This is a genomic window from Pseudomonas sp. BB438, from assembly GCF_057180225.1.
Window position 1 is genome coordinate 598192 of sequence record NZ_CM170001.1, and the last position, 14345, is coordinate 612536.

General features: G+C 65.7%; 12 protein-coding genes. 11 read left to right on the plus strand and 1 reads right to left on the minus strand.

Going from position 1 to position 14345, the window contains the following annotated elements; all coding sequences use genetic code 11:
- The first annotated feature begins 1 nt into the window (after position 1).
- On the plus strand, positions 2-766 hold the full coding sequence (locus AC1ZV1_RS02835) for a DnaJ domain-containing protein (protein WP_484295447.1): 765 nt from the start codon (positions 2-4) through the stop codon (positions 764-766).
- A 12-nt stretch (positions 767-778) separates the two neighbouring features.
- On the opposite strand, the gene AC1ZV1_RS02840 is transcribed toward AC1ZV1_RS02835, so the two are convergent.
- Positions 779-1831 (minus strand): alpha/beta hydrolase family protein, encoded by a 1053-nt coding sequence (locus AC1ZV1_RS02840; RefSeq protein WP_484295448.1) that lies wholly within the window; start codon positions 1829-1831, stop codon positions 779-781.
- A gap of 167 nt (positions 1832-1998) precedes the next feature.
- Between AC1ZV1_RS02840 and AC1ZV1_RS02845 the strand changes: the two genes are divergently transcribed.
- The 10 genes from AC1ZV1_RS02845 (at position 1999) to trpE (ending at position 14314) form a co-directional block, all read left to right on the plus strand.
- A complete protein-coding gene (locus tag AC1ZV1_RS02845; protein WP_484295449.1) occupies positions 1999-4410 on the plus strand; it encodes a PAS domain-containing sensor histidine kinase in 2412 nt (803 codons plus the stop codon).
- A gap of 51 nt (positions 4411-4461) precedes the next feature.
- The gene (locus AC1ZV1_RS02850) at positions 4462-5091 is read left to right on the plus strand and encodes a response regulator (RefSeq protein WP_138212997.1); all 630 of its coding nucleotides are present in this window, start codon (positions 4462-4464) and stop codon (positions 5089-5091) included.
- 165 nt (positions 5092-5256) lie between these two features.
- A complete protein-coding gene (locus AC1ZV1_RS02855; RefSeq protein WP_484295450.1) occupies positions 5257-6294 on the plus strand; it encodes an ABC transporter substrate-binding protein in 1038 nt (345 codons plus the stop codon).
- 190 nt (positions 6295-6484) lie between these two features.
- A complete protein-coding gene (locus AC1ZV1_RS02860) occupies positions 6485-7594 on the plus strand; it encodes an ABC transporter ATP-binding protein (RefSeq protein ID WP_484295451.1) in 1110 nt (369 codons plus the stop codon).
- A gap of 68 nt (positions 7595-7662) precedes the next feature.
- Complete coding sequence (locus AC1ZV1_RS02865; RefSeq protein WP_484295452.1) at positions 7663-8712, plus strand: ABC transporter substrate-binding protein; 1050 nt, start codon at positions 7663-7665, stop codon at positions 8710-8712.
- 123 nt (positions 8713-8835) lie between these two features.
- Entirely contained in the window at positions 8836-10083 is a 1248-nt protein-coding gene (locus tag AC1ZV1_RS02870; protein WP_484295453.1) for an ABC transporter permease, read from the plus strand.
- Between the two features lie 13 nt (positions 10084-10096).
- Positions 10097-10924, plus strand: a complete 828-nt coding sequence (locus AC1ZV1_RS02875; RefSeq protein WP_484295454.1) for an ABC transporter permease — start codon at positions 10097-10099, stop codon at positions 10922-10924.
- 189 nt (positions 10925-11113) lie between these two features.
- The gene (gene rpe, locus AC1ZV1_RS02880) at positions 11114-11788 is read left to right on the plus strand and encodes a ribulose-phosphate 3-epimerase (protein WP_484295455.1); all 675 of its coding nucleotides are present in this window, start codon (positions 11114-11116) and stop codon (positions 11786-11788) included.
- The gene (locus AC1ZV1_RS02885) at positions 11788-12606 is read left to right on the plus strand and encodes a phosphoglycolate phosphatase (protein WP_484295456.1); all 819 of its coding nucleotides are present in this window, start codon (positions 11788-11790) and stop codon (positions 12604-12606) included. Before rpe ends, AC1ZV1_RS02885 begins: the two co-directional genes overlap by 1 nt.
- Positions 12607-12820: 214 nt before the next feature.
- Positions 12821-14314 carry an anthranilate synthase component I gene (gene trpE / locus AC1ZV1_RS02890; RefSeq protein ID WP_484295457.1) on the plus strand — a complete coding sequence of 498 codons (1494 nt, stop codon included), beginning with the start codon at positions 12821-12823 and terminating at the stop codon, positions 14312-14314.
- Positions 14315-14345: the final 31 nt, after the last annotated feature.

Sequence of the window (14345 nt, forward strand, 5' to 3'; positions counted from 1 at the left end):
GGTGTTCTGGCCGGGTACTCTGGTCGGAGTCATCGCCGGTTGGGCGTTGGCGAGCATTCCGGGTGCGATGCTCGGGGCGTTGCTCGGCCAGGTACTCGACCGGCGTCTGAAGAAGCGCACCTGGCGAGGCCTGCTTGAGGCGCTGCGCGGTGGGCCGCAGGTGGGCGACCAGGAGTTGCTGTTCCTGTTGCTCGGTCGGCTGGCCAAGGTGCGAGGCCGCGTGGTCGAGGCGCACATCCAGCAGGCACGCAGCGAGATGCAGCGCCTGCAACTGGACGATAAGGCTCGTCGCCAGGCCATCGATGCCTTCGGTCGTGGCAAGCCGGGCGGCGAGTTGCTTGACGTTGGTCTGCGCCAGCGCAATGGCCAGGAGGCCACTGCCGAGGGCCTGATCCAGGCGTGTTGGCGGATGGCCTGGGCAGGGGGTACGCCGAGCGCTGCGCAGAAGAGTCTGCTGCTGCAGTGGGGCGATGCACTGGGGCTCTCGCGCTCGAGAGTGCTGGCGCTGGCGGCGGGCGCAGAGCCACCGAAGCCGCCGGCCACGCCGCGCGAGTCTTATACCGGAGCGCTGCGATTACTGGGGGTGACGACCGAGAGCGAGCCGGATGAGATCAAGCGCGCGTACCGCAAACTGATCAGCCAGAACCACCCGGACAAGCTCGAAGGCATGGGCGCGAGCCCCGAGCGGATCGCCGCGGCGACCAGCAGGACCCGCGAAATCCAGGCGGCCTACCTGCTAGTGCGCCAGCGCCGCGGTTTTCGCTGAGTCGGGCAGCCGTCAGGGCTGCTCGATCGGTTCCAGGTGCATCGACAGCCAGCCGCGGATGCGCCGGTAGAGTTGGTCCTGTTCGGTGCCCAGGTCGCCGGGCAGGGCACTCATGCCGATCTGCACGTAGTTCGGCGCCTTTTGCCGCTTGCTGGCCTGAAGGCGCCGCTTCGCGGCCGCCACGTCCGGGTCCCTGTCCTTGTAGTAGAAGTCGCCGGTCGCGAGGTTCAGCAGTGGCACGGTCTCTTCCAGCGACGGCTTGAAGTCGCGTGGCATCTCCGGCGCCACCAGCAGCAGGTTCTTGATCTCGGCCGGGGTGCGCTCGCCCAGGTAGCGGGTCGCCCAGTAGGCGCCGGTGCCGTGGCCGAGCAGGACGATGGTCTTGGGATGGTGCTGCTGGGCCAGTTCGACGGCGGCCTGGATGCGCGCCAGCACCCGTTCGGCGTGGGCCTTGCGCAGTTCCACCGGGTCAGTGGGCGGCGGTGGGGCCTCGGCGCTGGCCTGGGCCGGTTCGGCGCTACCCGCTTCACCGGTGCTTTCAGGCGTCGGCGTTGCGCTGCCAGCGCTGCCTTTCACCTCGGGCTTGCTGGCGCTGTCGGCAGCGCTGGCGTCGGTGTCGGCGCTGGCCTTGTCGGGTGACTCCTTCGGACGCGGCACAGGCGCGGTGCTCTGCGGGTCAGGGAGGGTGACGGCCACGGTCTGCCATCCGGCGTCGGGAAGCTTGCGTCGCAGCGGGCCGACCGCCACCGGCCAGTCCGCGCTTTCGCCGTCGCCAGGGACCAGGACCACCGCGCCTTCGGCGTCGGCGGTGTTGGCCGGCAGCCAGAGGGCGAGGAAGGTCTCGTCGCCGGCCTTGAGCTCCTGGCGCTCGCTTTCGGGCAACTGGCGCACCAGGCCGCTGGCTTCGTCCTGGCTGCGCTCGCTGACCGCCGGCCTTGCCACCGGTTCGGCGGCCGGCTTCTGGTCGGCGGCGGGCTTGGCGTCTTCGGCCCAGCTGGTGCACAGCGGCGACAGGCCGAGGGACAGGCAGAGGGCAAGAAGTGTCGGGCGAGGCAAGTGCGGCATCGGTGATATCCCAGTCTTGGTGGGCAGCAAGCGGCGGGCGAGAGTGCGGCCAGCCTAGCGGCTTGTAGTAGCTTTGTCAGGCGCAGGCGTGCCGGGTTCAACCGGGGTTGCTGTAAGGTATGCCGGCCCTTTGCGTTGACCCGAGTGAAATCCATGGTGCTGTCGGCATGAGTCGTCTGTTCTGGAAAGCCTGCCTGGCCTGGTTCTGCTGCCTGCCCATGCTGACCGTGGCGGAAACCGCCACGCCGCCGCTGGCGCTGGATGCGGCGCAGCTTGCCTGGCTCGCGGAGCACCCGCAGCTGCGCGTCGGCGCTGTGCTCGAGGCTCCCTACGTGCAGCAGGACCGCCGTCTGCAGCAGCTCTCCGGGGCCAATGTCGAGCTGCTGGAGTGGCTGGCCAAGGCCCTGCACGTCAGCCTGGAGTGGCGCACCTATCCCGACCAGGCAGCGCTGGAAAAGGCCGTGCGCGCCGGCGAAATCGACCTTGCGCCCGGTGTCAGCCAGACCCCCGCGACGCTGCGTGACTGGCTGTTCTCCGACCCCTACCTGCGCGTGCCGCGCCTCGTTGTGGGAGACCGTCGCAGTGGTACGTCGGTGGAACTGGACACCCTCGGCGAAGGCGAGTCCGTCTCCGTGCGCGGGCCCGGTTCGGTGGTCGACTACCTGCGCGGAACCTATTCGGGGCTGACATTGCAGGTCGTCGACAGTGACCGCGAAGTCCTGCGCAAGGTGCTCGGCCGCGAAGCCAACTACGCGGTGATCGATGAGGCACAGCTGGCACGCCTGACCCGGGAAACCGAGTTCACCGGCCTTTCCGTGGTAGCCGACATCGGCTACCCGCAACTGCTGCGCGTGGCGACCCGTCGCGGGCTGCCCGAGCTGGCAGGGATCGTCGACGCTGCGCTGCGCGCGGTCCCGGCCAAGGATCTCGACCAGCTTCACGAGCGCTGGTTGCAGCCGACCTATCCGCGCCTGGGCTCCTCGCCCGGCTTCTGGCAGAACCTCTGCATTCTGCTTGGCCTGCTGCTGCTGTTCGCGGTTGCCGCGCTGCTCTGGCTGCGTCGCCAGCACCGCGCGCTGGAGTCGCGCCTGCTCGCCGCCCGCCGCGATATCGAGTTGCGCCAGGCGGCGGAGCAGGCGCTGCGCCTGACCCAGTTCGCCATCGACAGCAGCACCGTGGGCATCCTCTGGGTCAACTGGGACAGCCACGTGCGCTACGCCAACCGCGCCGCGGAAGAGATGCTCGGCTACCTGCCGGGCGCCGTGGTGGACCGGCCGCTGTCGGACTTCGAACCGACCCTGAACATGGATCGCTGGCTCAACCTCTGGCGCCGTGCGCGCAACGCCGACGAGGCGCCGCTGAGCTTCGAGACTCGCTGCCTGCGCGCCGACGGCCAGTGGCTGCCGGCGGATGTATCGCTGAGTTTCCTGCGCTTCGGCGATTCGGAGTACCTGCTGGTGTTCCTTACCGACGTCACCGAGCGCCGCCGCGCCCGCGCCGCGCTGGAGGAGAGCGAGGCGCGCCTGCAGGGCATCGCCGCCAACGTGCCGGGGCTGGTGTTCCGCCTGGAGCCGAACGCACCGGACGACGACTCCGATTTCGCCTATATCAGCTTCATCACCGGTGGTAGTGAAACCTCGCTCGGCTACTCACCCGGTTACCTGCGCGAGAGCGGCCTGGGCATCATGGGCCTGGTGCATCCGTCCGAGCGCGAGAGCTATCTGGCCAGCCAACTGGACGCCGTGGAAGGCCACCGCAACTGGCTGTGGCAGGGTCGTATCCTCACCCGCAGCCACGAGCCGCGCTGGGTCGACATCAAGGCCACGGTGCGTACCCTGGATGACGGCCGGCCGGCCTGGGACGGCGTGGTCTGGGACATCACCGAGCACAAGCAGATCGAGCTGGAGCTGCAGGATTCCCGCGCGCAGCTGCGCGAGCTGTCGGCGCACCTGGAGAGCGTGCGGGAGGAGGAGAAGGCGCGCATCGCCCGCGAAGTGCACGATGAGCTGGGCCAGGTGCTCACCGTGCTCAAGCTGGAAACCTCCATGTGCGAACTGGCCTATGCCGAGCTGGACAGCGGCCTGCGCGAGCGCCTGGACAACATGAAGCGCCTGATCGCCCAGCTGTTCCAGCTGGTGCGCGACGTGGCCACCGCGTTGCGTCCGCCGATCCTCGATGCCGGCATCGGCTCCGCGGTCGAATGGCAGGCGCGCCGCTTCGAATCGCGCACGCAGATTCCCTGCCTGGTGGAGGTGCCGGAGAACCCGCCGGAGCTGTCCGACGCCAAGGCCATCGGCTTGTTCCGCATCCTCCAGGAGGCGCTGACCAATGTCATGCGCCATGCCCAGGCGCATACTGTGGAACTGCAACTGAGTGTCGAAGGGCGCGAGCTGTGCCTGCGCATCGCCGATGACGGGGTGGGCTTCGACCCGCATGCCACGCGCCAGGGTGTTTCCTTTGGCCTGGTCGGCATGCGCGAGCGGGTGCTGATGTTCGGCGGCACCCTGCAGATCGACAGCCAGCCCGGGGAGGGCACCACGTTGTTGATCCGGGTGCCATTGCGCTCACGAGGCGGGTAACCGGGCGACAACCATAACGACAATGACAAGCGTGGAACGGGAGGAAAGGCGGTGATTCGAGTGCTGGTGGCGGAAGACCATACGATCGTGCGCGAGGGCATCAAGCAACTGATCGGCATGGCCAAGGACCTGCAGGTGGTGGGGGAAGCCACCAACGGCGAGCAGTTGCTCGAAACCCTGCGCCAGACGCCCTGCGAAGTGGTCCTGCTGGACATCTCCATGCCCGGTGTCAACGGCCTCGAAGCCATCCCGCGCATTCGCGCACTGAACAACCCGCCAGCGATTCTCATGTTGTCCATGCACGACGAGGTGCAGATGGTCGCCCGCGCACTGAAGGTAGGTGCCGCCGGCTACGCCACCAAGGACAGCGATCCGGCGCTGCTGCTCACGGCGATCCGCAAGGTCGCCAGCGGCGGTCGGTACATTGATCCCGATCTCGCCGATCGCATGGTTTTCGAAGTCGGTCTCACCGACTCGCGGCCGCCCCACGCGCTGCTTTCCGAACGCGAATTCTCGGTGTTCGAGCGCCTGGTGCAGGGCGAAGGCGTGAACGAGATCGCCCAGCAACTGGCGGTCAGCAGCAAGACCATCAGTACCCACAAGGCGCGGCTGATGCAGAAGCTCAACGCCAACTCGGTGGCGGATCTGGTGCGCTACGCCATGGAGCACAAGCTCGTCTGATCCCGCCCGCGCTGCCGACTTGATCTGCGGCAGATGGCTCGCTGAATTTTCCCTTCACTCTGTGCGACGTGTCCGATTTCTGTAACAAGCCGTCTATCTAGCGGGCGTGAGGCAGGGAATGATGGCCGGCTTCATGCAGTACGTCGTGATAACAAGGAGAAGAAGATGTTGCGAGCGGTAAGGGGAGGGCTGCTGTTCGGCCTGCTGGGGAGCGCTGCGATGCCGGCGCTGGCGGACTATGTCACGGTGATTTCTTTCGGTGGCGCCAACAAGCAGGCCCAGGAAGCGGCCTTCTACAAGCCGTTCAAGGAAGTGACCGGCAACGCCGTCGTCCACGGCTCCTACAACGGCGACCTGGCCAAGCTCAAGCGCATGGTGGAAATCAGCCATGTCTCCTGGGACGTGGTGGAAGTCGAGGCCCCCGAGCTCGCACGCGGCTGCGAGGAAGGGCTGTTCATGAAGCTCGATCCCAAGACCCTGGGTAACACCGCCGACTTCGTTCCCGGCGCCGTGCAGCCCTGCGGCGTCGGCATCTTCGTCTGGACCACGCTGCTGGCCTACAACCAGAGCAAGCTGCAGGGCACGCCCACCAGTTGGGCGGATTTCTGGGACACGAAGAAATTCCCCGGCAAGCGCGGCCTGCGCTGGGGCGCCAAGTACAGCCTCGAATTCGCCCTGATGGCCGACGGCGTCGCGCCCAAGGACGTCTACAAGGTGCTCGCCACCAATGACGGCGTCGACCGTGCCTTCCGCAAGCTCGATGAGCTGAAGCCGAACATCAACTGGTGGAAGTCCGGCCAGGACCCGGTGCGTGATCTCGCCGACGGCACCGTGGTGATGAGCTCCGCCTACAACGGCCGGATCGCCGCGGCACAGGCCGAGCAGAAGGGCTTCCGCATGGTCTGGGCCGGCGGCATCTACGACTTCGATTTCTGGGCGCTGCCCTCGGGCGTGTTCAAGAAGGAACTGGCCGAACAGTTCGTCAATTTCGCCGGCCAGCCGCAGCAGCAGAAGGCCTTCGCCGAGAACATTTCCTACGGTCCGACCAACCGCAAGGCCGTGGAACTGCTGGCGCCGGACGTCGCCGCCAACCTACCCACCGCGCCGCAGAACATCGCCAATGCCGTGGGCATGAACGTGGCGTTCTGGGCCGAGCACGGGGATGCGCTGGAGCAGCGTTTCCAGGCCTGGGCCAAGCGCTGACGGCTGCCGTCGGGACCCGCTGCACGCGCTGCGGGTCCGACATGCCAATTCGCTATTTTTTGTAGGGCGATCCCTACAAAGCATCCTCTCTAAGCCTTATAGCAATCTCTCATACCGCCCGATTTGCGCGCCGGTCCAGCTTCTCTAGGCTTGAGATCAACGGCATTTACAAAAAAACAAAGGTGCGGTGATGGCCGAGAATCAGGCAAACGATGTGCTGGTGAGTTTCCGTGGCGTCCAGAAGAGCTACGACGGCGAATCCCTCATCGTGAAGGACCTCAATCTGGACATTCGCAAAGGCGAATTCCTGACACTGCTGGGGCCGTCCGGTTCCGGCAAGACCACCAGCCTGATGATGCTGGCTGGTTTCGAAACTCCCACCGCCGGTGAAATCCAGCTCGCCGGCCGCGCCATCAACAACGTCCCCCCGCACAAGCGCGACATCGGCATGGTGTTCCAGAACTATGCCCTGTTCCCGCACATGACGGTGGCCGAGAACCTCGCCTTCCCGCTCTCCGTGCGCGGCATGAGCAAGACCGATGTGAGCGAACGTGTGAAGCGTGCGCTGTCGATGGTCCAGCTCGACACCTTCGCCGGTCGCTATCCCGGTCAGCTTTCCGGTGGTCAGCAGCAGCGCGTGGCCCTGGCCCGTGCGCTGGTCTTCGAGCCGCAGCTGGTACTGATGGACGAACCCCTGGGTGCGCTCGACAAGCAACTGCGCGAGCACATGCAGATGGAGATCAAGCACATCCACCAGCGTCTGGGCGTGACCGTGGTCTACGTGACCCACGACCAGGGCGAAGCCCTGACCATGTCCGACCGCGTGGCCGTGTTCCATCAGGGCGAGATCCAGCAGATCGCCCCGCCGGCCGAGCTCTACGAACACCCGCGCAACTCTTTCGTCGCCAACTTCATCGGCGAGAACAACCGCATTGCCGGCCAGCTCCAGGCCCGCAATGGCGACCGCTGCACCGTGGGTCTGGCCCGTGGCGAGAAGGTCGAGGCACTGGCGATCAACGTCGGCAATGTTGGTGACACCGTCAGCCTGTCGATCCGCCCCGAGCGCGTGCGCCTGAACGGCCACAGCGAAAACTGCGTGAACCGCTTCTCCGGCCGCGTCGCCGAGTTCATCTACCTGGGTGACCACGTGCGCATTCGCCTGGAGGTCTGCGGCCGTACCGATTTCTTCGTCAAACAGCCGATCGCCGAGCTCGATCCTGCGCTCAGTGTTGGCGACGTGGTTCCGCTGGGCTGGGAAGTCGAGCACGTCCGCGCGCTCGACCCACTGTCCGCGGTGTAACAGCGCGGCCCGGCCACTCCCGGACGCATCCAAGAAAAACAAACCTGCACACTGTGGAGACAACAATAATGTCGAAGTCCTTGAAAGCATCGGGGCTCAAACTCGCAGCGCTGACTCTGGGCGTGGCCTTCGCGGCCCAGTCCATGGCCGCCACCGACCTGACCGTGGTGTCCTTCGGTGGCGCCAACAAGAACGCCCAGGTGAAGGCGTTCTACGGCCCCTACGAGAAGAGCACCGGCAACAAGATCGTCGCCGGCGAGTACAACGGTGAAATGGCCAAGGTGAAGGCCATGGTCGATACCAACAGCGTCTCCTGGGACCTGGTGGAAGTCGAATCGCCGGAGCTGGCCCGCGGTTGTGACGAAGGCCTGTTCGAGACCATCGACCCGGCCATTCTCGGCAAGGCCGAAGACTACGTCCCGGGTGCCGTGAGCAACTGCGGCGTCGGCTTCTTCGTGTGGTCCACCGTCCTGGCCTACAACGCCGACAAACTGAAGACCGCACCGACCAGCTGGGCCGATTTCTGGGACACCCAGAAATTCCCGGGCAAGCGCGGCCTGCGCAAAGGCGCCAAGTACACCCTGGAATTCGCCCTGATGGCCGACGGCGTTGCGCCGAAGGACGTCTACAAGGTGCTGGCTACCAAGGAAGGCCAGGACCGCGCGTTCAAGAAGCTCGACGAGATCAAGCCGAGCATCCAGTGGTGGGAAGCCGGTGCTCAGCCGCCGCAGTACCTCGCCTCCGGTGACGTGGTCATGAGCTCTGCCTACAACGGCCGCATCGCCGCCGTGCAGAAAGAGAGCAACCTCAAGATCGTCTGGAACGGCGGCATCTACGACTTCGACGCCTGGGCCATCCCGAAAGGCGCCAAGAAGGTCGACGAGAGCCTGAAGTTCATCGCCTTCTCGGTTCAGCCCGAGCAGCAGAAGACCTACTCCGAAAACATCGCCTACGGCCCGGTCAACAAGAACGCCGTACCGCTGCTGAGCAAGGAACTGCTGAAAGACATGCCGACCACCCCGGAAAACATGCAGGGCCAGGTCGGTATGGACGTGACCTTCTGGGCTGACTATGGCGAGCAGCTGGAACAGCGTTTCAACGCCTGGGCTGCCAAGTAAGCGTCCCCTGACCCTCGCGGCTGCCCGAGCCGCGACGGACCGGAACCGCCGCCCCCTCGCGGCGGCTCCTCCTGACACCACACCTTGGCCGCTCCCGGGCGGCCCGTTTTACCGGAGTTCGCTATGGCCACCGCTGTGTCGATGAACGAGGTCGCCGGCCCCACCCTCAAGCAGCGCCTGGCGCGCGCGGAGCGGATGAACCGCCTGAAGTCGCAGGCGCTGGTCCTGCCCCTGCTGCTCTTCCTCCTGCTGACCTTCCTCGTGCCCATCGCGGCATTGCTCTACAAGAGCGTGAACAACCCCGAGGTCGTCGGCGCACTGCCGTTGACCGTCAACGCCATTTCCGAATGGGACGGCAAGTCGCTGCCTTCGGACGCGGTGTACAAGGCGCTGAGCGACGACCTGGTCGCCGCGCGCAAGAACCAGACCATCGGTGACCTGTCCAAGCGCCTGAACATGGAGCTGGCCGGCTACCGCAGCCTGCTGTCCAAGACCGCCCGCGCGCTGCCGTTCAAGGAGCAGCCGGCGTCGTACAAGGACGCGATGGAAGGTCTCGACGAGCGCTGGGGCGACCCGGCCTACTGGCAGGCGATCCGTCGCAACGCCAGCTCCGTCACCCCCTATTACCTGCTGGCGGCGCTCGATCACCGCATCGATGACCTGGGCGAAATCGCCCGCGCCACGCCCGACCAGTCGATCTACCTGGACATCTTCGCCCGTACCTTCTGGATGGGCGCGGTGATCACCCTGATCTGCCTGGCGCTGGCCTACCCGCTGGCCTACCTGCTGGCGATCCTGCCGACCCGCAAGTCCAACCTGCTGATGATCATGGTGCTGCTGCCATTCTGGACCTCGATCCTGGTACGCGTCGCCGCGTGGATCGTCCTGCTGCAGTCGGGCGGCCTGATCAATGGCGCGCTGCTGAAGATGGGCCTGATCGACCAGCCGCTGCAGCTGGTGTTCAACCGCACCGGCGTGTACATCTCCATGGTCCACATCATGCTGCCGTTCATGATCCTGCCGATCTACAGCGTGATGAAGGGTATTTCCCCCAGCTACATGCGCGCCGCGATCTCGCTGGGCTGCCATCCGTTCGCCAGCTTCTGGAAGGTCTACTTCCCGCAGACCGTCGCCGGCGTCGGCGCCGGTTGCCTGCTGGTGTTCATCCTGTCGATCGGCTACTACATCACCCCGGCGCTGCTGGGCAGCCCGAACGATCAGATGGTCAGCTACTTCGTCGCCTTCTACACCAACACCACCATCAACTGGGGCATGGCCACGGCCCTGGGCGGCCTACTGCTGTTCGCCACCCTGGTGCTCTACGTGATCTATGGCTGGCTGGTGGGCGCGAGCCGCCTGCGCCTGGGCTGATGAGGAGAAGAAGATGCTGAGCCCCTACATGTCCCCGATCGAGCGCGTGTGGTTCTACACCCTGCGCACCCTCTGCGGCCTGATCCTGCTGTTCCTGGTGCTGCCGGTACTGGTCATCGTGCCGCTGTCGTTCAACTCCGGCACCTTCCTGGTCTACCCGCTGCAGGGCTTCTCCCTGCGCTGGTATGCCGACTTCTTCAACTCCGCCGAGTGGATGCGTGCGCTGACCAACAGCATCATCGTCGCCCCGGCGGCCACCGTGCTGGCGATGGTCTTCGGCACCCTGGCATCGATCGGCCTGACCCGCGGCGAGTTCCGCGGCAAGGCGCTGATCATGAGCCTGGTGATCTCGCCGATGGTCGTGCCGGTGGTGATCATCGGCGTGGCCAGCTATCTGTTCTTCGCGCCGCTGGGCCTGGGCAACAGCTACATCTCGCTGATCATCGTCCACGCCGTATTGGGTGTGCCGTTCGTGATCATCACCGTGTCGGCGACCCTGCAGGGCTTCAACTACAACCTGGTGCGCGCCGCTGCCAGTCTGGGCGCGCCGCCGGTGCTGACCTTCTTCAAGGTCACCCTGCCGCTGATCGCTCCCGGTGTGATTTCCGGCGCGCTGTTCGCCTTCGCCACCTCCTTCGATGAAGTGGTGGTGACCCTGTTCCTCGCCGGCCCCGAGCAGGCCACCCTGCCGCGCCAGATGTTCAGCGGCATCCGCGAGAACCTCAGCCCGACCATCGCCGCCGCGGCGACCCTGCTGATCGGCTTCTCCGTCGTGCTCCTGCTGACCCTCGAGTGGCTGCGCGGCCGCAGCGAGAAACTGCGTACCGCACCGACGTCCTGATTCACAGTGTTTCGCGGACGGTCGCGCCCCTGTGCTCACCCACAGGGGCGGGGCCGAGCCGCGATTTTTTTTGCCTGACTTTCCTGCCCCTCCAGTACTTTTCGCATCGGCTATCGGTCGAATCCCCTTCGAGTCGCCCGAGCGGCTACAATGCGCGCCATCCGTGATTTCCGCCCACAGAGGTGCGCCATGCAACCCTACGCCATCGCTCCGTCGATCCTGTCCGCCGACTTCGCCCGCCTGGGTGAGGATGTGGACAAGGTGCTCGCTGCCGGTGCCGATATCGTCCACTTCGACGTGATGGACAACCACTACGTGCCGAACCTGACCATCGGCCCGATGGTCTGCACGGCGCTGCGCAAGTACGGCGTCACCGCGCCCATCGACGTGCACCTGATGGTCTCCCCGGTGGACCGCATCATCGGTGACTTCATCGAGGCCGGCGCCACCTACATCACCTTCCACCCGGAAGCCTCGCAGCACATCGACCGCTCCCTGCAACTGATCAAGGACGGCGGCTGCAAGGCCGGCCTGGTGTTCAACCCAGCCACCTCGCTGGACGCGCTGAAGTACGTGATGGACAAGATCGACATGGTCCTGCTGATGAGCGTGAACCCCGGCTTCGGCGGGCAGAAGTTCATCCCCGGCACCCTCGACAAGCTCCGCGAAGCCCGCGCGCTGATCGACGCCTCCGGCCGCGATATCCGCCTGGAGATCGACGGCGGGGTGAACGTGAAGAACATCCGCGAGATCGCCGAAGCGGGCGCCGACACCTTCGTCGCCGGCTCCGCCATCTTCAACGCACCGGACTACGCCGAGGTCATCCGCGCCATGCACGCTGAGCTGGCGCAGGCGCGCACGTGATGAGTGCTGCACAACTGCCGTTCGCCGGGTTGCCGCGTCTGGTGATGTTCGACCTGGACGGCACCCTGGTGGATTCGGTTCCCGATCTGGCCGCTGCGGTGGACACGATGCTGCTGGCGCTCGGTCGCCAGCCAGCGGGGCTCGACGCCGTGCGCCACTGGGTCGGAAACGGTGCGCGGGTGCTGGTGCGCCGCGCCCTGGCCAATGACATCGAGCACGATGACGTCAGCGAGGAAGACACCGAGCGCGCCCTCGAACTGTTCATGGATGCCTACGCTGACAGCCATGCGCTGACCGTGGTCTACCCCGGCGTGATCGAGACCCTGAAGTGGCTGAAGAAGCGTGACGTCGAGCTGGCGCTGATCACCAACAAGCCCGAGCGGTTCGTCGGCCCGTTGCTGGACGAGATGAAGCTGGGCAAGTTCTTCCGCTGGATCATCGGCGGCGACACGCTGCCACAGCAGAAGCCTGACCCGGCCGCGCTGCTGTTCGTGATGAAGATGGCCGGTGTCTCGCCGGAGCAGGCGTTGTTCGTCGGCGACTCGCGCAACGACATTCTCGCGGCCAAGGCCGCCGGCGTGCGTAGCGTGGGCCTGAGCTACGGCTACAACCACGGCCGCCCCATCGCCGAGGAAGCCCCGACGCTGGTGCTCGACGACCTGCGCCATCTGCTGCCTTGCTTCGACTCGGGCAAAGCGATAGTGTTGCCCGACTCCGCCTCAACTCCCGCTCAGCGAGACAGCACCGTGGAAACGGCTCCCCACACACTCTGGATGAAGGTCATCAAGGCCCTGGCCCGCTGGCGCTGGCGCGCCTGACATCCTGTGGCCGGTGTGACCGGCGTGTGTGCACCCAAGTCCGTTTCCCCCCTCAGAGCCCGTTTACTATCTGCTGCGCGTCGGCGGCACCGCGTTGAAATCGCTTTCGAGAAGCTCATTTACTGCGTGTAAACTCCGCTCTCTCAAACGATTTCGCCTTGTTCCGCTCTAGCTCGCGAGATCCTAAACAGGCTCTTATTCCACGAGGCTGATCATGACCCGCGAAGAATTCCAGCGCCTGGCCGCCGAAGGCTACAACCGCATTCCGCTGACCTGCGAAACCCTGGCCGACTTCGACACCCCGCTGTCGATCTACCTGAAGCTGGCCGACGGCCCCAACACCTACCTGCTCGAATCCGTCCAGGGTGGCGAGAAGTGGGGGCGTTACTCGATCATCGGTCTGCCCAGCCGCACCGTGCTGCGAGTGTACGGCCACCGGGCGAGCATCAAGGTCGACGGTGTCGAGACCGAGAGCTTCGAATGCGCCGACCCGCTGGCCTTCGTCGAGGAGTTCAAGGAGCGCTACCGCGTACCGACCATCGCCGGTCTGCCGCGCTTCAACGGTGGGCTGGTCGGCTACTTCGGTTACGACTGCGTGCGCTACGTCGAGCAGCGCCTGGCGCAGTGCCCGAACCCGGACCCGCTGAACAATCCCGACATCCTGCTGATGGTCTCCGACGCGGTGGTCGTGTTCGACAATCTCGCCGGCAAGATGCACGCGATCGTCCTTGCCGATCCGGCCCAGGCCGATGCCTACGACAACGGCCTGGCCCAGCTGGAAGAGCTGCTGGAGCGCCTGCGCCAGCCGATCACTCCGCGCCGCGGCCTGGATTTCAGCGCGGTGAACGCCCCTGAACCACAGTTCCGCGCCAGCTTCACCCGCGAGGATTATGAGCGCGCAGTGGACACCGTGAAGGAATACATCCTCGCCGGCGACTGCATGCAGGTCGTGCCGTCGCAGCGCATGTCCATCGACTTCACCGCCGCGCCCATCGACCTGTACCGTGCGCTGCGCTGCTTCAACCCGACGCCCTACATGTACTTCTTCAACTTCGGCGACTTCCACGTCGTCGGCAGTTCGCCGGAAGTGCTGGTACGCGTCGAGGATGGCGAGGTCACCGTGCGCCCCATCGCCGGCACCCGCCCGCGTGGCGCGACCGAAGAGGCGGACCGCGCGCTGGAAGAGGACCTGCTGTCCGACGCCAAGGAAATCGCCGAGCACCTGATGCTCATCGACCTGGGCCGCAACGATGTTGGCCGTGTGTCCGACACCGGCACGGTGAAGGTTACCGAGCAGATGGTGATCGAGCGCTACTCCAACGTCATGCACATCGTTTCCAACGTCAACGGCCAGCTCAAGCCGGAGCTGAGCGCGATGGACGCCCTGCGCGCCATCCTGCCGGCCGGTACTCTGTCCGGTGCACCGAAGATCCGAGCGATGGAAATCATCGACGAGCTGGAGCCGGTCAAGCGCGGCGTCTACGGCGGCGCCGTGGGTTACCTCGCCTGGAACGGCAACATGGACACCGCCATCGCGATCCGTACCGCGGTAATCAAGAACGGCGAACTCCACGTCCAGGCCGGCGGCGGCATCGTTGCCGACTCGGTGCCGGCGGCGGAGTGGGAAGAAACCATCAACAAGCGCCGCGCGATGTTCCGCGCCGTGGCGCTGGCCGAGCACACCGCCAAGGTGCATGGTCGCGACTGAGTTGCTGACTGGATGAAAAAGCCCCGCTTCG